Source organism: Butyrivibrio sp. VCB2006 (genome assembly GCF_000420945.1).
Taxonomy (GTDB): Bacteria; Bacillota; Clostridia; order Lachnospirales; family Lachnospiraceae; genus Butyrivibrio.
This window is the reverse complement of record NZ_ATVX01000003.1, coordinates 1-18,668: the sequence shown is the minus strand read 5'-3', so window position 1 is coordinate 18,668 and position 18,668 is coordinate 1. Positions and strand designations below refer to the sequence as shown.

Sequence of the window (18,668 nt, the reverse complement as noted above, 5' to 3'; positions counted from 1 at the left end):
GCTAATCTCTTTTCTGTAACGGTTGTTTCTTTCAAGGATTGGGGGATCTGAGAATGAGTAAACAAAAGAGAAACTGGTTAACAAAGAATCTACTTAGAGTATTTTTTGTAGCACTGACATTATTTGCGTTATGGTATTTTGACGAAGCTTTATGCATAAAGGACGATGTTGGGACCAATCAGACCAGGGCCATGTACTATCAGCCCAGGAACTCCGTGGATGTGGCCATGCTTGGCTCAAGCCACATTCATTGTGATATTGATACCGGGCTTTTGTGGCATGATTACGGAATTGCCTCCATCGATTACAGCGCTGCCGAACAGCCCCTTTGGATCACTTATCATTATTTAAAAGAACTGTGTAAATACCAAAGCCCTAAGGTAGTGGTTTTGGATCTCTATTCACCTGCACTTCGAAAAGACGATTACCAGTATGACTGGATAAGACCAAACATTTTCGGACTAAGGTTTTCTTTAAACAAACTTCAGATGCTATCGGTTAGTGTTGAGAAGGACAAGCTTTTTGATTACTTCCCGGACTTTGCGTACTATCATGGAAGGCTGGGGGACCTTACTAAAGAGGACTTCCTTTATCCTTTTACAAAAAGAGAGAAGCTTACGAATTTTAAGGGTTTTACACCGTATTTCAATGTGAACAGTCAGGTTCAGCCTGTGATCGAGCAGGAAGAAAGCGGCGGACTTACTTTGAAATCAGAGATATACCTTCAGAAGATAATCGATTATACCAAGGCCAATGATATAGAATTGTTCCTGATCGTGGCTCCATACGTGACCAATGACAGCGATGAACTTGTTTATAACAGGGTAAAAGAAATAGCTAGGATGAACGAAATTGGCTTTAACAGCACTAATTATGACTACTCAGAAATGGGGCTGGATTTTGCCACAGATTTTAACGATGATTCCCATTTGAACTACTGGGGAGCGCAGAAATTCACCAGATATCTTGGAAATGAGTTAAAAGCAAATTATGAACTTCCGGACCGAAGAGGAGATTCCAAGTATAATTCCTGGTACGTTAATTATCAGCAGATGCAGCAATATGCGTCAGCAGGGAATTGATTAAATGCCGTTAAATACCCGTGATTGAAATAGTTTTTCATTTCGTTCACAGAATGTTATTATTTTTTCTATTGATTTATTGTTCGACATGGTTTAATATCAGATATCGGAAATTAGTTAATCAAAATAGTTTCCGAAGACAATTATATATTTAGTATGTTCTCTTATTCAGAGTGGTGGAGGTACATAGGACCGGTGAAGCCACGGCAACCCCTTACTAAATAAGGAAGGTGCCAACCTGAGCGTGCAATTCCCTTGTGGAATACGAGATGACATTTTTCAATGTTATTTCTACGAGCAATAAGAGGATCTGAGACGTTAATCAGTTCCGCTTGTTTGTGCACGCAGCAAGCGGACTTTTTTTGCACAATAAGGAGGAGCGTTTGAGCCGGCCTTATGGTAGCAATCCAAACAGAAAGGAAAGAAGAATGGATAAGTTTATTTTCACATCCGAATCAGTTACAGAAGGACACCCAGACAAAATCTGCGATAACATCTCTGATGCTATCCTTGATGCCTGCATGGCACAGGACCCAATGAGCCGTGTTGCTTGCGAAACAGCTACATGTACAGGTTTCGTTCTCATCACAGGTGAGATCACAACAAAGGCTAACGTTGACTACGCTAAGATCGCTCGTGAGACAATCAAAGAGATCGGCTATGATGATTCAGCTAAGGGCTTTGATGGCAACACATGTGCAGTTCTTGTAGCACTTGATCAGCAGTCAGCTGATATCGCTATGGGCGTTGATAAGGCTCTTGAGGCTAGAGAGAACCAGATGACAGACGAGCAGCTTGAAGCTATCGGTGCCGGTGACCAGGGTATGATGTTCGGTTATGCTACAAACGAGACTGAGGAGTATATGCCATACGCAATCAGCCTTGCACACAAGCTTACAAAAAAGCTTACAGAAGTTAGAAAAGATGGCACACTTGCTTACCTTAGAGCAGATGGTAAGAGCCAGGTTTCTGTTGAGTACGATGAGAACGGTAAGGTTAAGAGACTTGAAGCTATCGTTATCTCAACTCAGCATGATGAGAAGGTTACACAGGAGCAGATCCATGCTGATATCAGAAAGTACGTTATCGATGCAGTAGTTGATCTTGCACTTGTTGATGACAATACAAAGATCTATATCAACCCAACAGGACGTTTCGTTATCGGCGGACCTCAGGGTGATGCTGGTCTTACAGGACGTAAGATCATCGTTGATACTTACGGTGGAGCAGCTAGACACGGCGGCGGTGCTTTCTCTGGTAAGGACTGCACAAAGGTTGACCGTTCAGCAGCTTACGCAGCAAGATACGTTGCTAAGAATATCGTAGCAGCTGGCCTTGCAGACAGAGCAGAGATCCAGATCTCTTACGCTATTGGTGTTGCACAGCCTACATCAGTTCTCGTTGATACATTCGGAACAGGTAAGGTTTCTGATGAGAAGCTTACAGAGGCAGTTCGTAAGGTATTTGACCTTCGTCCAGCTGGTATCATCAAGATGCTTGACCTTCGTCGTCCTATCTACAAGCAGACAGCTGCTTACGGACACTTCGGACGTAACGATCTTAACCTTCCTTGGGAGCAGACCAATAAGGTAGATGAGCTTAAGGCAGCTGTACAGTAATAGAACGAATAAAGTCTAATCTGTTCGCTTCTGGCTCGAACTAATTCATGGTATAAAAATCAAAGGACCAATTCCTACGGTTTAAATAAGTAAACCGTAATCAGGAATTGGTCCTTTTCTTTTTACACTCATGAATTTACGTACTCGTGCGAATGACTCACATCTTAGACTTTATTCTTTGCACACTGATAGTGCAGCTCATATATGTTCTCATGTCACCTGAACGTTTTCTTTCCCCAGGAGCTCCTCCAGAGCTTCTAAGGTGGCGTGATCTGCCTTGATGGTTTGAGCCTTGCCCAGCTTCTTTATCTGCTTGGTGTCAGTGAGGAAGATAGCAACTTCGTCGCGACCGTCACTTTCAGCAAGAATTTTGCCAACAGCATCAGTCTTGTCTTCATATTCTTCCTTGTTTGCAAATCGGAGCCAGACAGTCTTCTGTACTTCATCAAAGAGCATGATCTTGCTGGCGATTAGCTTCGCATCCCGGTCATCCTCAACAGAGACGCGGCCTTCGATGAAGACCTTGGCATCCTCGTTAAGACGGGGAGCGTTGGCTTCGTAGGTCTTAGGAAATACAATGACTTCCACAGAACCAACAAGATCCTCCAGTGTCAGGAATGCCATGATCTGATCGTTCTTGGTATATTTAATCTTCTTTTCGCTGATGATCCCACCAAGAGTGGCAGTAGCGTTGTCGTGAACGACAGGAGCGCCGGACTCATCATCAAGATAGAAATCAGTAGTAGTATTAGTGATTTTCTTTTTCCAGATTCCAATGTATTCCTCAAGAGGATGTCCTGAAACGTAGATTCCAAGCACCTCTTTCTCAAATTCCAGCATAAGCTCACGAGGGAACTCTCCAACATTAGGAAGTGGAATCTCGTACATTTTCTTTTCCTCTTCTCCTGCAAAATCAAATAAAGTCATCTGACCTGCCATGGAGTTGCGGCCTGAATTGTGGAGCTGATCCATGATCTGGGAGTAAACAGTCATGTGCTGCTTACGGGTTCCTTCGAAACAGTCAAAAGCACCGGCCTTGATGAAGTTTTCCACGGCACGCTTGTTGACGTCGTTTTCCCTGCCCTGCATTCTGGTGAGGAAGTCGTTTATATTCTTGAACTTGCCGTGGAGCTGACGCTCTTTGACAATGGCGGCAATTACAGGTCTTCCAACGCCCTTGATAGCAGTAAGAGCGTAGCGAATAGCCTTCTTGCGGCCGGGAGCGCAGGTGTTAACTGCTCCGGGAATAGGCTTATCATTTTCGGAAGCCTCGATCTCAGTAACAGAGAAGCCATCGAATCCCTCATTAATATCAGGTGGTAAAAGAGCTATATTCATATTTCTGCAGCTCATGATATATCCGGAAACCTTCCCCGGATTATCAATGACAGAAGTCATAAGCGCAGCCATAAACTCAGTCGGGTAGTAGTATTTAAGCCATGCGGTCTGAAGGGCAACAACGGCGTAGCAGGCAGCGTGAGACTTGTTGAAGGCGTACTTGGCGAAATCCATCATGGAATCGTAGATGGCATTGGCAACTTCCGCCGGGATTCCCTTGGATGCACATCCCGGAACATTCTGCTCGGCATTGCCATTTACGAAGTTAGCTCTTTCAACCTCCATGACATGCTGTTTCTTTTTACTCATGGCACGACGAACCAGGTCCGCACGCCCGAGAGTGTATCCACCAAGCTGCTGAACTATCTGCATAACCTGCTCCTGGTATACGATACAGCCGTAGGTGGGCTTAAGGATAGGCTCAAGTTCGGGAGTCTGATAGGAAATAGCCCCGGAGTCATTTTTGCCCGCAATATACTTGGGAATGAAATCCATTGGGCCCGGACGGTAAAGAGATATGCCCGCGATAATGTCTTCCAAAGATTGAGGGCGAAGCTCCTTCATGAAGGACTGCATTCCGCCTGATTCAAGCTGGAATATACCATCGCAGTGTCCGCTTCCAATGGAAGCAAGGACTGCCGGGTCATTGTAATCAATCTCATCAATATTTATATAGCCCTCATCCCCGGGCTTTTTTCCGAGGGAGCGGTTTGCAAACTCTGTAGCATCCTTAATTACAGTAAGGGTACGAAGTCCCAAAAAATCCATCTTGAGAAGGCCAAGCTCCTCGATGGTAGTCATGGTGAACTGAGTTGTTACGTTACCTTCTGCGGAACGGGACAAAGGAACCAGGTCCTCAGCGGGAGCAGAACAGATAACGACACCGGCTGCGTGAATAGAGGTATGACGGGGAAGCCCCTCAAGCTTTTTGCACATGTCTATAAGCTTGTGGACAGTTTCGTCAGTCTCATACTGGCTTCGCAGCTCAGGATTCATCTCAAGAGCCCTGTCTAAGGTGATATTAAGCTCTGTTGGCACCATCTTGGAAATAGTGTCGCCAAAGCTGTAAGGAAGATCCATAACCCTGGCAACGTCGCGGATAACGCCCTTGGCAGCAAGTGTACCAAAAGTGATGATCTGAACAACCTTGTCGGCGCCATATTTCTCGGTAACGTAATCTATAACATCCTGACGTCTCTCGTACTCGAAGTCTACGTCTATATCGGGCATGGATACACGCTCAGGATTAAGGAATCTCTCGAAGAGAAGATCATACTTGATAGGATCAATATTGGTGATGTGCATGCAGTAGGAAACAATACTTCCAGCAGCAGAGCCACGTCCCGGGCCAACAGCAATGCCATTTTCGCGGCAGTAGTTGATGTAGTCCCAAACAATAAGGAAGTAATCAACATAGCCCATGCGCTTGATAACGCCCAGCTCGTAGTCCAGCTTTTCTTTTAACGTGCCATCATCATCAGGATAGCGCTCGTGAAGACCGTCAAGACAGAGCTTATTAAGATAAGTCCAGGAATCGTACCCCTCCGGAACCTCGAAATGTGGGAGCTTGGTTACGCCAAACTCAATCTCCACATGGCATCTGTCAGCAATCTTCTGTGTGTTGTCGATAGCTTCCTGAGCATATGGGAAAAGAGAACGCATCTCCTCTTCACTCTTAACGTAGTACTGGCCGCCTTCGTAGCGCATACGGTCCTCGTCGGACACTTTTTTACCGGTCTGGATGCAAAGAAGCAGGTCATGGGCCTCCGCATCGTCAGCGTAGGTGTAGTGGCAGTCGTTGGTGGCAACCAGCGGAATATCAAGTTCCTGGGAAAGAGCCATGAGAGAAGCGTTAACCATGCGCTGCTCTGGGATTCCGTGATCCTGAAGCTCCAAAAAGAAATTGCCATGTCCGAAGATGTTATCCAGGCGGATAGCAGCTTCTTTGGCTTTGTCAGGGGTTCCCTTAACGATGTTCCTTGGAATCTCTCCTGCGAGGCAGGCAGAAAGCGCAATAATGCCTTCGTGATATTGCTCTAAAAGCTCCATATCAACACGGGGCTTGTAATAGTAACCTTCAGTAAATCCGCGGCTTACAATGTGAGACAGATTGGCATAGCCCACGTTGTTCTCGGCAAGAAGAACCAGATGATAATATCTGTCATCGGAAACCGAGGTCTCTTTTTCAAAGCGGGAACCTGGTGCTACGTACACCTCACAGCCAATGATCGGGTTAATCTGAGCATCGCGACACTGCTTGTAGAAGTCGATGACACCATACATAACGCCGTGATCAGTGATGGCTCCGGCAGTCATACCAAGGTCTTTCAGTCTTTTTACATATTCTTTTATCTTATTGGAACCGTCCAGAAGAGAATACTCGGTGTGGACGTGTAAATGAGTAAATGCCATATCTTTTCCCCAACAACAACCAGATGCGAAAACCTACATGCCGCATCTATAAACTAATGAAGAAATTATATCATATATGGGCATTAAAAGCTTATATATAGAAGGCTAAATAGAATTCGAAAAAGTGTTAAAATAAACACAAAAAAGGGACAAAAGTTAAAAAAGACTGAAATCGTTTTCGCATGCATTGCAGTTACAAAAAAACTTTGAGATAATATAAAAAATTAGTATGTCAAAGTATTGTCAATAAGTGGGTTTTGTATTATATTAAATAAGATTTTTGAAGAGATTAATATTAGAATTTTTAGTTTGAATCGAGGAAATAATTATGGCAAAACAGCAGATTAAAACTATCGGAGTACTTACAAGTGGTGGCGATGCACCTGGAATGAACGCAGCGATCAGAGCTGTTGTACGTAAGTCACTGGCTAACGGACTTAAGGTTAAGGGTATCAAGAAGGGCTACATGGGTCTTCTTAATGAAGAGATCATTGATATGGACAGACGTAGCGTATCAGATATCATCCAGAAGGGTGGTACAATTCTTGGTACAGCTCGTTGTATGGAGTTCACAACAGCAGAAGGTCAGGCTAAGGGCGCAGAAATCTGCCGTAAGCATGGTATAGACGGAGTAGTAGTTATCGGTGGTGACGGATCATACCGCGGAGCTCAGAAGCTTTCAGCTCAGGGCATCAACACAGTTGGTATCCCAGGAACTATTGATCTTGATATTTCTTGTACAGACTACACAATCGGATTTGATACAGCTATCAACACAGCAATGGAAGCTATCGACAAGATTCGTGATACATCATCATCTCACGAGAGAGTTAGTATCGTAGAGGTTATGGGACGTCACGCAGGATACATCGCTCTTTGGTGCGCAATCGCTAACGGCGCTGATGACATCCTTCTTCCTGAGAAGTATGACTACAATGAGCAGAAGATTATCGACAACATCATCGATAACCGTAAGAAGGGTAAGACACACCACATCATCGTAAACGCTGAGGGTATCGGACATTCAACATCAATGGCTCGTCGTATCGAGGCTGCTACAGGTCTTGAGACAAGAGCTTCTATCCTTGGTTACATGCAGCGTGGTGGTAGCCCAACATGTAAGGATCGTGTATATGCATCAATGATGGGATGCTATGCAGCTGATATCCTTGCTGCAGGCAAGACTAACAGAGTAGTTGGTTACCGCAACGGCCAGTTTGTTGATTACGATATTGACGAGGCTCTTGCAATGAAGAAGAACATCAACGAGTACATGTACGAGATCGCTCGTATTCTGTAATTGTTTCTTGGATTCGTTGTAATACTTGTTTTCGTCTGCGGTGTAATTTATAAGATTTCAAAATCTCAAGTTTGCTTCCTTTCGGCATTGGTCAGAGAAGTCAGCAAACTTGAGATTTTTCAATTAATGAGAATTTGGTATTATTTAAAGAGCGGAAAACAATAATAGGGACAAAAAGTAGCAGTGGTCATGTAATAAAGACTATGATGTATCGCTTTAATGTGTGTTATACTATATCTACATTTTTGTTTGCTGATACTCTGAATAGTTTATTCATGATATCATGGCAGTGCTTGCATAGAATAATGAAAAGCCTAAGTCATTGTTAGGCTATATTTTTATTTAGTATGAGGATAGACAATGATTACAAGTGTAAATAACGATAGAGTTAAGCAGGTCGTTAACTATATAGAGAAGAGCAAGGCGCGTCGTGAAGATGATGTTTTTGTCATCGAAGGCATGAAGATGCTGAGGGAAGCGCCGGTTCTGCAAGTTAGAGAAGTGTATGTGACAACACGCTTCCTTGATAAAGCTAGCGAGGAAGATAAAGAGATTCTGTGGAGATACGGAGCAGAAGAAGTATCTGACGAAGTTATGAGGAAGATGGCGGCTACCCAGACACCACAGGGCGTCATTGCGGTTATAAGTCAGTACCATTACACGATGGAAGAAGTTCTCGAGGGTTACAATAAAGATGATGAAGGTGCCAAGCCTCTTATTCTTGTGCTTGAGAATATTCAGGATCCGGGAAACCTTGGAACGATGCTAAGATCAGGAGAGGGCGCCGGTGTAACAGGCATTATCCTCAGTAAGGGCTCAGCAGATATTTACAATCCCAAGGTTATCAGATCAACAATGGGATCCATTTTCAGAATGCCATTTATATATGTAGAAAGTGTTCCGCTGGTTCTGGCTACCCTCAAGGCAAACGGCATTCATACCTATGCTGCGCACCTCAAAGGGGAAAAGAACTACGACGAGTTCGACTATACACAGCCAACAGCTTTCCTCATTGGTAACGAAGGAAACGGTCTTACCAAGGAGACTGCAGATGCGGCTGATACATACATTCTTATACCTATGAAGGGAGAGGTTGAGTCCATGAACGCAGCAACTTCTTCCGCAATTCTTACATTCGAGGCATCAAGACAGAGACGCAGCTGATACAAAAATACAGATAAAGACATATAGATAAAGAAGATTGAAGGTTACTACCGACTGAAGATTACATATAGATAAAGACAATAGTACTTAGGAGGAGAAGCGACATGACAATTGGTTTTATCGGACTTGGAAATATGGCGAAGGCCATGATTGGCGGCATTCTTGCCAAGGGACTTATGGGACCTAACGAGATCATAGGAACTGCAGCAACTGAGGTTACAAGAACAAAGGTAGCTAATAAGTACGGCATTCAGGTTCGAAGCTCTAACGAAGCTGTTGCCAAGGAAGCAGACATCATTATCCTTGCGGTTAAACCTCAGTATCTCAAGGTCGTTATCGCAGATATCATGGATAGCGTAGATGATAGCAAGATCATCGTTAGTATTGCGGCAGGCAAGACCATAGGTTGGTTGTCAAAAGAGTTTGAGAAACCGGTTAAGATCATAAGAGTAATGCCCAACACTCCTGCCCTGGTTCTTGAGGGATGCTCTGCAGTCTGCAGAAATGACCTTGTAGGTGAAAATGATTTCCAGTTTGTAATAGAGCTTCTTGAGAGCTTCGGTAAGGCATACACAGTACCCGAAAGCCTGATGGATGTAGTTGTTGGAGTAAGCGGATCATCTCCGGCTTATGTATTTCTTTTCATAGAAGCAATGGCAGATGCGGCTGTTGCAGGCGGAATGCCAAGGAAGCAGGCCTATGAGTTTGCAGCACAGTCCGTTTTAGGCAGTGCCAAGATGGTTCTCGAGACAGGCAAGCACCCCGGAGAGCTTAAAGACATGGTTTGCTCACCGGCAGGAACTACAATCGAGGCAGTCAGAGTTTTGGAGGAAAAGGGATTCCGCGCAGCAGTGATAGATGCTGTAACTGCCTGCATTGACAAGTCTAAAAGCCTGTAATTTCCTTTCAATTTTTTGTACGAAAAAGTATTCAAATTTGACAAACATAAGTTTTTTTGCTAATATCTTAATGTTTTCGTGATAGTAATAAATTGCAACAATTACGTAATAATTGCACACAAGGATTTATTACTAAATATAGAAATATTCAGAGGATAGCAAAGATATGAATAAAGTGGCGACGTTATCCCTCAGGGTAATGAGACTTTTCATTATTTGTGGTCTCGTCTTTGTTCTTACAAATTCCCAGGGATTAACCGTAAATGCCAGAAGCAACAACACTATTTCAGATGTTGCTGCAGGTATTTCAAACATTATCAGTCCTGTTTCACCACTTGGTATTGATGCTGACGCTTATGAAGTAATAGTAGCTTCCAGCGTGACCAAATCATCAGATGCCAGCAGCGCTTCCAGCACTGCCGAGGAAACAGAGAGCAAAATAGTAATGGCTAATGTATCAAGAGCCATGAATGTCAGGGAAGAGCCCAGCGAAGACTCTGCCAAGGTAGGCGTTCTGTACAAGGATTGCGGTGGTAAGATTCTCGAGAGGAAAGATGGCTGGACCAAATTGCAGTCAGGAGACCTGATTGGATGGGCCAAGGATGATTACCTTCTCTTTGGTGAAGATGCCATGAACCTTGCATCTGACGTTGGTAAGCAGGTAGTAAAGAGTCAGAGCAGTGCTCTTAATATTAGGAAAGAAGCTGATGAGAACGCAGAAGTTCTTGGAGTTCTCACAGAAAAAGTATTCGTAGATATGATCGAAGATCTGGGCAACGGCTGGATCAGCGTAGATTACAATGATGAGACAGGATATGTTCAGAGTGACTACGTAACAAGCGAGTTCAAGATCGACCAGGGCGAGACCATCGCAGCTATCAAGATCCGTGAGGAAGAAGAGAAAAAAGCTGCACTTACAAGGAATCGCGGAGCAGTCAGCGCAGATGCTGATGAAGTTAAACTCCTGGCAGCACTTATCCAGTGCGAAGCAGGTAACCAGCCTTATGAAGGCAAGGTTGGTGTTGGTGCGGTTGTTCTTAACAGAGTTAGGAGCGGCGCTTATCCTAACACTATTTACAGCGTTATTTATGCATCAGGTCAGTTCACACCTGCACTTAACGGAACAGTTGCAAGAGTATATAACAGCGGCAAGATAGCTGATTCGAACTACCAGGCAGCCCAGGCTGCATTAAATGGTGAGACCACTGTCGGAGGAGCGCTCCACTTCAGACGTGTAAATGGTCGAGAGGGAATCATAATCGGAGCTCACGTATTCTACTAATTACCATTCTAAGATGATAAAAAAGTCGAACAATTAAAATTCATAAACTCAAGGTTGTGTCCCTGCATGTTAATTCTAACTGTCGGCAACCTTGAGTTTTTTATATCCGGAATGCGCCAGAAATTCCAATTTGTATAAATATGCATAAATTATGTATATTAGTTGCTTTTTTGTATAATTATGTGATAATATCAATATAATTACACACTATCTAAACGCATGAGAACAAGGAGGAGTAGAATGAACCTGTACGGACGTGACTTTTTAAAACTTTTGGACTATACACCTGAAGAGATAACATATCTTGTTGATCTGGCAGCACAGCTCAAGGAGAAAAAGAAAAACGGTATCCTTCACGACGAACTTAAGGGCAAGAATATCGCTCTGATCTTTGAGAAGACAAGTACAAGAACAAGGTGTTCTTTTGAAGTTGCAGCAAGTGATCTTGGAATGGGTTCAACATACCTTAATCCAACTGATTCTCAGATCGGCAAAAAGGAGAGTATCGCTGATACAGCAAGGGTTCTTGCCAGCATGTACGACGGAATTGAGTACAGGGGCTTTGAACAGGAAATAGTGGAGACCCTTGCCAAGTACAGTAAAGTTCCGGTATGGAACGGACTTACCAACGAGTTCCATCCTACGCAGATGTTGGCAGATCTTTTGACAATTAAGGAGCACTTCGGTAAGCTCAACGGAATCCATCTGGTGTACATGGGTGATGCAAGATACAACACAGGAAACTCTCTGATGGTGGCTTGTGCCAAGATGGGCATGCACTTTACTGCAGTTTCCAATAAGAAATATTTCCCGGGAAAAGAACTTGTGGAAACATGCATGGAAATTGCATCTAAGACCGGGGCTATCATCGATTTCTGCGAGGATCCTATCGAGGGAACAAAGGGCGCTGACGTCATCTATACAGACATCTGGGTTTCAATGGGAGAGCCCGACAGCGTATGGGAAGAGCGTATCAAGGACCTGGAACCATACAGGGTTACAATGGATATTATGAAGAATGCCGGTGACAAATGCGTATTTATGCATTGCCTGCCTTCTTTCCATGATCTTAATACAGGAATCGGAAAAGAGATCAAGGAGAAATACGGCCTTAATGAGATGGAAGTAACTGACGAAGTCTTTGAATCAGAGCAGTCAATTGTGTTCCGGGAAGCAGAGAACCGTATGCATACAATCAAGGCTGTAATGCTTGCCACATTAAAAGAGGACAAATAATATCATAATTATTCAACAAATTGTGTGAAAAAGCCGCATAAATATGTAATAATAATCAATAGAACATATACAAAAATAATCTTCCATATGGAAGATGGATAAAGTAGCACGAGGCAATCGACGGAAAATATAAGGCATAAGGGTAAAAAATCGTGAATAAGGAGAGCATATCAGAAAACCTTCATACAAGTTGGGCGGGACAGAATCTTATTTATAAGGAGGAAACAGGATCCACCAACGACGATGCGAGAGAGCTTGGGGAGCAGGGCGCTCCACACGGCACTCTTGTTGTTGCGGACAGACAGATAACAGGAAGAGGTTCCAGAGGAAGAAGTTGGGAGACACCACAGGAGGATAATATAGCAATGAGTCTTTTAATAAGACCTGAAGCTCCTGCGGACAGGATTTCCATGCTGACCCTCATAATGGGAATGTCCGTGGCAGAAGGCATCGAGGAGGCGCTGATTGCTGCAAGGGATAATGCCCTTAGCAAATCCACTCTGGTCAACATTCCCGGAGAAATAATAGCGGAGTACAAGACTTTCCCACAGATTAAGTGGCCTAACGACATTGTTATTGCCGGCAAAAAAATTTGTGGTATACTGACAGAGCTTCACATGAACAGTGACAACACTATTCGGGATGTTGTGATAGGCGTTGGCATAAATGTGAATATGACGGATTTCCCCGATGAGATAAAAGATATTGCGGGATCAATTCTCGGGACAACAGGAGTGGAGCTTACAAGAGAAAGTGTAATTGCCTGCTGCATGAGACGATTCGAAGAAAACTACGGCAAGTACTGCAAAACCTATGACATGTCTCTTTTGCTGGATCAGTATGAAACAAGACTCATAAACAGACATAAGCTGGTTAAGGTGCTTGACCCCAAGGGTGCCTACGAAGCCATAGCTCACGGCATTACCAATGTGGGGGCTCTCCTCGTATCCAATGAAGAAGGCGAAGAATTTGAAATAAACGCAGGGGAAGTATCTGTAAGAGGTTTGTACGGGTATACGTGATAGATGCATGAGTGATTGTCGTGCAATAGTAACTTTTTCTGATGCTGATAATGCAGGAGAATAATATGATCCTTGTAGTTGATGTTGGAAATACTAACATTACATATGGTGTGTTTAAGGGCGACAAGCTGGTTGGTTCATTCAGGATGACAACCGGAGCCATCAGAACTTCTGATGAGTATGGTATTGAGCTATTGGCGCTTATGAATATCAATAATGTAGATAAAGATAAGATCGAGGGCGTAATGATCGCAAGCGTTGTGCCCAAGGTTATGCATGCCCTTGTAAATGCAATCATCAAGTACCTGGGCAAGAAGCCTTACATTGTTGGCCCCGGAATCAAGACCGGAATCAAGATTGCCCTGGATAACCCAAGAGAAGTTGGTCCTGACCTTATCGTAGATGCAGTTGCAGGATACGAGATTTACGGCGGTCCTGTACTTGTGGTTGACTTTGGAACCGCAACTACCTATATTATGATAAATGAAAAAGGTGAGTTTTTTACCGGCGTGGTTTGCCCAGGCATCAGAATCTCAGCCAAGGCTTTGTGGCAGGATACAGCCAAGCTTCCTGAGATCGAGATCAAGAATCCGGGCAGCATTCTTGCCAAGGAGACAATCTCCAGCATGCAGGCAGGACTTATCTACGGCCAGGTTGGTCAGACCGAATATATCGTAGATAAGATGAAGACTGAGTCCGGACTTAAGAACGCCAAGGTTATCGCAACCGGCGGCCTGGGAAGACTTATTGCAGATGAGACCAAAGAGATTGATGTGTACGATCCGACACTGACTCTTCGCGGTCTTCAGATTCTATATGAAAAGAACCGTCGCAGTAAGCCACAGCTCAAGGAATTCGATAATCAGAATGCGCCGGAGTGAGGAGTTTTTTTAATGAGTGCCAAGGATTTTGAGGAACAGTACAATAAGGAATTTCGTGATAAGGATCTTACAACTGAGGAAGATCTGAAGGAAGAACTTAAGATAGATGAGATGCAGAAGACTAACAAGGCGAGAGTCTTCGAGCAGGCAGCAGGCGGCAGAGTGGTTCTGTGCGGAGCTAATGCTTATGAGCAGAAATATTACTTTAACCCTGTGTTCAAGCAGATTCCTGAGAGTATCAAAAAAGAACTGAATATCATCAGTGTTCTTTTTACCCAGGAAGCAGGCGGAATCTTCACAATAGTATTTGAAGAAGACGGAGCAATCAGCATTGAGACTAACGCTGATGAAGAGGATATCACCTACGATGAGATCACAGCGGGCCTTCTTGTTAGCGAAGTTAGACGTAAGAGACAGGATCTTTTCGAGGCCCTGGGACTGTACTACAGGATTTATGTTCTTCACGAGAATCCGGCGGATATCCTTGGTGAGGACGACGCAGAGTAATTATTAGTTAGGAGTTTTATGTCAGGATACGGCAAGTTACAGATAGGGAACGTAACCCTGGACAATAATGTAATACTTGGTCCAATGGCAGGTGTATCAGACCTGCCGTTTCGTCTGTTATGCAGAGAAATGGGAGCAGGTCTTGTGTGCATGGAAATGGTCAGCGCCAAGGCTATCACCTACAAGAACAAGAATACAGGGATGTTGATGGAAATTCATGAGGATGAGCATCCGGTATCTCTCCAGCTCTTTGGCTCTGAGCCTGAGATAATGCAGCAGGCAGTGGAGATGATTAAGGACAGACCCTATGACATTCTAGATGTAAACATGGGATGTCCCGTGCCTAAGGTTGTAGGAAATGGCGAGGGTTCAGCCCTTATGAAAAATCCCCAACTGATAGAGAAGATTGTGAAAGCCCTTGTGGCGGTTTCAGACAGACCTGTGACAGTCAAGATCCGTAAAGGATTTACTGAAGCTAGTGTCAACGCGGTTGAATGTGCTCTTGCAGCCCAGGAAGGCGGAGCGGCAGCAGTTGCAGTTCACGGAAGAACAAGAGAGCAGTACTACTCCGGTCAGGCTGATTGGTCAATTATCAGACAGGTAAAAGAGGCATTGTCTATTCCTGTAATCGGAAACGGAGACGTAGTTGATGGACCAAGCGCCAAGCGCATGTTTGAAGAGACAGGGTGCGATGGAGTAATGGTTGCCAGAGCTGCCCAGGGGAATCCATTTCTTTTCCGAGAGATAAAGAGCTACTTCGAGACGGGAGAGGCTTGCGAGAGGCCAACACCCAAGGAAGTTTACGACACTGTTATTAGACATGCAGATCTGCAGCTTAAATATAAGGGTGAATACATCGGAATACGCGAGATGCGTAAGCACGTGTCCTGGTACACCATAGGAATGCCTGGCAGTGCCAAGTTCCGTAACCAGATCAATCAGATGGAAGATATGGACTCGCTAAAAGAGGCTTGTGGGCTTCTTTTTGGACAATAAGATTAAATTATTAAATTATCATAAACGTCATTCCGAGCGGTAATTGTGGTCTTGACACAAAATTTTATAGACTATATAATAGCAAAGTTAAATTAGCTTTTTAATAAGAAGAAATATTTTAAAATATGCTCCAAAAGCCCACAGTTGTGCGGTTTAATCTATTATGAAGGGTAGGCTATGAAATGGAAGAGAAGAAGAACATTTTAACTTATGAAGGACTCAAGAAGTACGAGGACGAGCTTCATGAGCTTAAAGTTGTTAAGCGTAAGGAAGTTGCTGAGAAGATCAAGGAAGCAAGAGAACAGGGCGACCTTTCCGAGAACGCTGAGTACGATGCAGCCAAGGATGAGCAGAGAGACATCGAGGCTAGAATCGAAGCCCTCGAGAAGATTCTCAAGAATGCAGAAGTTGTTGTAGAAGAGGATGTAGACCTCAACAAGATCAGCATCGGATGTAAGGTTAAGATCAAGGACCTTGAGTTTGACGAGGAACTTGAGTACAAGATCGTAGGTTCATCAGAAGCTAATTCACTTAAGGGTAAGATTTCAAATGAGTCTCCAGTAGGTAAGGCTCTTATCGGTGCCAAGAAGGGCCAGACTGTTTCAGTTGAGACTCAGGCCGGCACAATTAAGTACAAGGTACTTAGCATCGAGAGATCAGAGGTTTGATGATAGACTGATGTCATCAGATGACACTTACATTTTTGATTTAGCAATATTACGATAATTATAGGGGGCCAGCGATTTATAAGATTTCGCTGGCTCTTATACAAATTAAGAATAGCAGACTTGTCTTTTGACGAGGGCTGTGACAGGAGGAAGAAATAGTGGCAGATAATAATCAGCAGAACAACCAGCAGAATGCACCAGTTGAGGACGTTGGACGTCTTCGCCAGGTTCGTAGAGACAAGCTTTCAGAGCTTCAGGCTCAGGGAAGAGATCCTTTCCAGATCGTTAAGTATGATCAGACACATCATACTCAGCAGATTAGAGATAACTTCGAGACTCTTGAGTTTGTACCACCTGTAGATGAAGAGGGTAAGGCAGTTGTAGTGCCTCTTTCAGATGTTCCTTCTGAGAAGGTTGTTTCACTTGCAGGCCGTATGATGTCCAAGAGAGTTATGGGTAAGGCTTCTTTTGCTAACCTTCAGGACAGAGACGGACGTATGCAGCTCTACGTTTCCAGAAATGATCTCGGAGACGAGGCTTATGCTGATTTCAAGAAAATGGATATCGGTGATATCATCGGTGTTAAGGGCTTTGCTTTCAGAACCAAGACCGGTGAGATTTCAGTTCATGTTAAAGAGCTTGTTCTTTTATCCAAGTCTCTTATGCCACTTCCAGAGAAGTTCCACGGACTTACAGATACAGAGATTCGTTACAGACAGAGATATGTTGACCTTATCATGAATGAGGATGTTAAGGAGACTTTCAAGAAGAGAAGTGCGATCATTCGTGAGATCCGTAACTTCCTTGCAGACAGAGACTTCCTTGAGGTTGAAACTCCTATGCTTGTTGAGAACGCAGGTGGAGCAGCAGCCAGACCATTCATCACACATTACAATGCTCTTGATGAGGAGAGAAAGCTTCGTATCTCACTTGAGCTCTACCTCAAGAGACTTATCGTTGGTGGCCTTGAGAGAGTATTCGAGATTGGACGTGTATTCAGAAACGAAGGTGTTGATACAAGACACAACCCAGAGTTCACACTTATGGAGCTCTACCAGGCATATACAGACTACGAAGGAATGATGGAACTTACAGAGTCCATGTTCCGTTACCTCGCTGAGAAGGTGTGTGGTACAACACTCATCAAGTACGGCGACAACGAGATCGATCTTGGTAAGCCTTTCGAGCGTCTTACAATGAACGATGCTATCAAGAAGTATGCAGGCATCGACTTCGACACAGTTAAGACTGACGAGGAAGCTAAGGCTCTTGCCAAGGAGCACCACATTGAGTTTGAGGATCGTCACACTAAGGGCGATATCATCAACCTCTTCTTTGAAGAGTTCTGCGAGAAGAACCTGATCCAGCCTACATTCATCATGGATCATCCTCTTGCAATTTCACCTCTTACCAAGAAGAAGCCTACAGATCCTGAGAAGGTTGAGCGTTTTGAGCTCTTCATCAACACTTGGGAGATGTGTAACGCATATTCAGAGCTTAACGATCCTATCGATCAGCGTGAGCGTTTCGCTGCTCAGGATGCTAACGCGGCAGCCGGCGACGAAGAGGCAGAGCACACAGATGAGGACTTCCTCAATGCCCTTGAGATCGGTATGGCTCCTACAGGTGGTATCGGCTACGGTATTGACCGTCTCTGCATGCTGCTGACAGATAGTGAAACCATAAGAGACGTTTTACTCTTCCCGACTTTAAAATCTGTAAAGAAGTGATAAATCCAGTGTTTATGCAGGTTTGCACTGCTTATAATGACTGTACATCAGTACCTGTATGAAGAGATGACTGTGCAGAGTTGTTGTTCCTTGTAATAACAGGAATATAAGCTCTCAGGTAGGATAATATATTTCAATTATTTTCGGGTGCCGGCAATAGACATGGCCTGTTTGGCATATTGGTTGTTGCGGCACCCGGTTTCTTGTAAATCTAATTGTTCTGCGTTTTGCAGAGGTGCGCTTCGTTCTGAGGCGCGGTAAATTCCATTTTGTATCTAAATTGTGTGTTTGGGCTATGTTTAGTCACTTTATTTGTGCTGTTATGTGGTAATTGGCGTAACTTTGTGCAGGTTGATACAGAAAATACATTAGTGATGATTAGTGGATGAGGTAAAAAGTATCAGGTGATGCAGAAAAGTGACTAAGAAGCAGAGAGTAATAGGATTTAGATGATAGATTTCTATATTACAGCTATTGTCTCAGTGGAACTAGTGACTAAGAAGCAGAGTGCAATAGGATTTAGATGATAGAT

14 protein-coding genes and 1 riboswitch are annotated in these 18,668 nt (G+C 43.9%); of the genes, 13 read left to right on the top strand and 1 reads right to left on the bottom strand.

Annotation, left to right across the window (positions count from 1 at the left end; all coding sequences use genetic code 11):
- Positions 1 to 53 precede the first annotated feature (53 nt).
- Both G613_RS0102925 and metK read left to right on the top strand, forming a co-directional pair.
- Positions 54 to 1,082 carry a hypothetical protein gene (locus G613_RS0102925; RefSeq protein ID WP_029231229.1) on the top strand — a complete coding sequence of 343 codons (1,029 nt, stop codon included), beginning with the start codon at positions 54 to 56 and terminating at the stop codon, positions 1,080 to 1,082.
- 161 nt (positions 1,083 to 1,243) lie between these two features.
- A riboswitch (SAM riboswitch) is annotated at positions 1,244 to 1,351 on the top strand.
- 159 nt (positions 1,352 to 1,510) lie between these two features.
- Positions 1,511 to 2,701 carry a methionine adenosyltransferase gene (gene metK / locus G613_RS0102920; RefSeq protein ID WP_029231228.1) on the top strand — a complete coding sequence of 397 codons (1,191 nt, stop codon included), beginning with the start codon at positions 1,511 to 1,513 and terminating at the stop codon, positions 2,699 to 2,701.
- A gap of 210 nt (positions 2,702 to 2,911) precedes the next feature.
- Here metK and G613_RS0102915 read toward each other — a convergent pair whose 3' ends face one another.
- Entirely contained in the window at positions 2,912 to 6,451 is a 3,540-nt protein-coding gene (locus tag G613_RS0102915) for a DNA polymerase III subunit alpha (protein ID WP_029231227.1), read from the bottom strand.
- 328 nt (positions 6,452 to 6,779) lie between these two features.
- On the opposite strand from G613_RS0102915, the gene pfkA reads away from it, so the two are divergent.
- The 11 genes from pfkA (at position 6,780) to lysS (ending at position 18,136) form a co-directional block, all read left to right on the top strand.
- Positions 6,780 to 7,751 (top strand): 6-phosphofructokinase, encoded by a 972-nt coding sequence (gene pfkA, locus G613_RS0102910; RefSeq protein ID WP_029231226.1) that lies wholly within the window; start codon positions 6,780 to 6,782, stop codon positions 7,749 to 7,751.
- 360 nt (positions 7,752 to 8,111) lie between these two features.
- Positions 8,112 to 8,915: a TrmH family RNA methyltransferase gene (locus G613_RS0102905; protein WP_029231225.1), complete on the top strand. Its 804-nt coding sequence runs from the start codon at positions 8,112 to 8,114 to the stop codon at positions 8,913 to 8,915.
- Between the two features lie 104 nt (positions 8,916 to 9,019).
- The gene (gene proC / locus G613_RS0102900) at positions 9,020 to 9,814 is read left to right on the top strand and encodes a pyrroline-5-carboxylate reductase (protein ID WP_029231224.1); all 795 of its coding nucleotides are present in this window, start codon (positions 9,020 to 9,022) and stop codon (positions 9,812 to 9,814) included.
- Positions 9,815 to 9,980: 166 nt separating this feature from the next.
- Entirely contained in the window at positions 9,981 to 11,096 is a 1,116-nt protein-coding gene (locus G613_RS0102895; protein ID WP_029231223.1) for a cell wall hydrolase, read from the top strand.
- Positions 11,097 to 11,336: 240 nt separating this feature from the next.
- Positions 11,337 to 12,332 (top strand): ornithine carbamoyltransferase, encoded by a 996-nt coding sequence (gene argF, locus G613_RS0102890; RefSeq protein ID WP_029231222.1) that lies wholly within the window; start codon positions 11,337 to 11,339, stop codon positions 12,330 to 12,332.
- A 152-nt stretch (positions 12,333 to 12,484) separates the two neighbouring features.
- The gene (locus G613_RS0102885) at positions 12,485 to 13,354 is read left to right on the top strand and encodes a biotin--[acetyl-CoA-carboxylase] ligase (RefSeq protein WP_051151022.1); all 870 of its coding nucleotides are present in this window, start codon (positions 12,485 to 12,487) and stop codon (positions 13,352 to 13,354) included.
- 65 nt (positions 13,355 to 13,419) lie between these two features.
- Positions 13,420 to 14,235 carry a type III pantothenate kinase gene (locus G613_RS0102880; protein WP_029231221.1) on the top strand — a complete coding sequence of 272 codons (816 nt, stop codon included), beginning with the start codon at positions 13,420 to 13,422 and terminating at the stop codon, positions 14,233 to 14,235.
- Between the two features lie 12 nt (positions 14,236 to 14,247).
- Positions 14,248 to 14,742 carry a DUF6145 family protein gene (locus G613_RS0102875; protein WP_029231220.1) on the top strand — a complete coding sequence of 165 codons (495 nt, stop codon included), beginning with the start codon at positions 14,248 to 14,250 and terminating at the stop codon, positions 14,740 to 14,742.
- Positions 14,743 to 14,760: 18 nt separating this feature from the next.
- Positions 14,761 to 15,738 (top strand): tRNA dihydrouridine synthase DusB, encoded by a 978-nt coding sequence (gene dusB, locus G613_RS0102870; protein WP_029231219.1) that lies wholly within the window; start codon positions 14,761 to 14,763, stop codon positions 15,736 to 15,738.
- A 182-nt stretch (positions 15,739 to 15,920) separates the two neighbouring features.
- Positions 15,921 to 16,406: a transcription elongation factor GreA gene (gene greA, locus G613_RS0102865; RefSeq protein ID WP_029231218.1), complete on the top strand. Its 486-nt coding sequence runs from the start codon at positions 15,921 to 15,923 to the stop codon at positions 16,404 to 16,406.
- Between the two features lie 158 nt (positions 16,407 to 16,564).
- On the top strand, positions 16,565 to 18,136 hold the full coding sequence (lysS, locus tag G613_RS0102860; protein WP_029231217.1) for a lysine--tRNA ligase: 1,572 nt from the start codon (positions 16,565 to 16,567) through the stop codon (positions 18,134 to 18,136).
- The last annotated feature ends 532 nt before the right edge of the window (positions 18,137 to 18,668 follow it).

What these genes read in the sequence shown, in the direction of transcription:
- metK (WP_029231228.1), top strand. Translation starts at nt 1,511, where the DNA reads ATGGATAAGTTTATTTTCACATCCGAATCAGTTACAGAAGGACACCCA.
- G613_RS0102880 (WP_029231221.1), top strand. Translation starts at nt 13,420, where the DNA reads ATGATCCTTGTAGTTGATGTTGGAAATACTAACATTACATATGGTGTG.
- G613_RS0102875 (WP_029231220.1), top strand. Translation starts at nt 14,248, where the DNA reads ATGAGTGCCAAGGATTTTGAGGAACAGTACAATAAGGAATTTCGTGAT.
- G613_RS0102895 (WP_029231223.1), top strand. Translation starts at nt 9,981, where the DNA reads ATGAATAAAGTGGCGACGTTATCCCTCAGGGTAATGAGACTTTTCATT.
- proC (WP_029231224.1), top strand. Translation starts at nt 9,020, where the DNA reads ATGACAATTGGTTTTATCGGACTTGGAAATATGGCGAAGGCCATGATT.
- G613_RS0102915 (WP_029231227.1), bottom strand. Translation starts at nt 6,451, where the DNA reads ATGGCATTTACTCATTTACACGTCCACACCGAGTATTCTCTTCTGGAC.
- dusB (WP_029231219.1), top strand. Translation starts at nt 14,761, where the DNA reads ATGTCAGGATACGGCAAGTTACAGATAGGGAACGTAACCCTGGACAAT.
- argF (WP_029231222.1), top strand. Translation starts at nt 11,337, where the DNA reads ATGAACCTGTACGGACGTGACTTTTTAAAACTTTTGGACTATACACCT.
- G613_RS0102905 (WP_029231225.1), top strand. Translation starts at nt 8,112, where the DNA reads ATGATTACAAGTGTAAATAACGATAGAGTTAAGCAGGTCGTTAACTAT.
- G613_RS0102925 (WP_029231229.1), top strand. Translation starts at nt 54, where the DNA reads ATGAGTAAACAAAAGAGAAACTGGTTAACAAAGAATCTACTTAGAGTA.
- greA (WP_029231218.1), top strand. Translation starts at nt 15,921, where the DNA reads ATGGAAGAGAAGAAGAACATTTTAACTTATGAAGGACTCAAGAAGTAC.
- pfkA (WP_029231226.1), top strand. Translation starts at nt 6,780, where the DNA reads ATGGCAAAACAGCAGATTAAAACTATCGGAGTACTTACAAGTGGTGGC.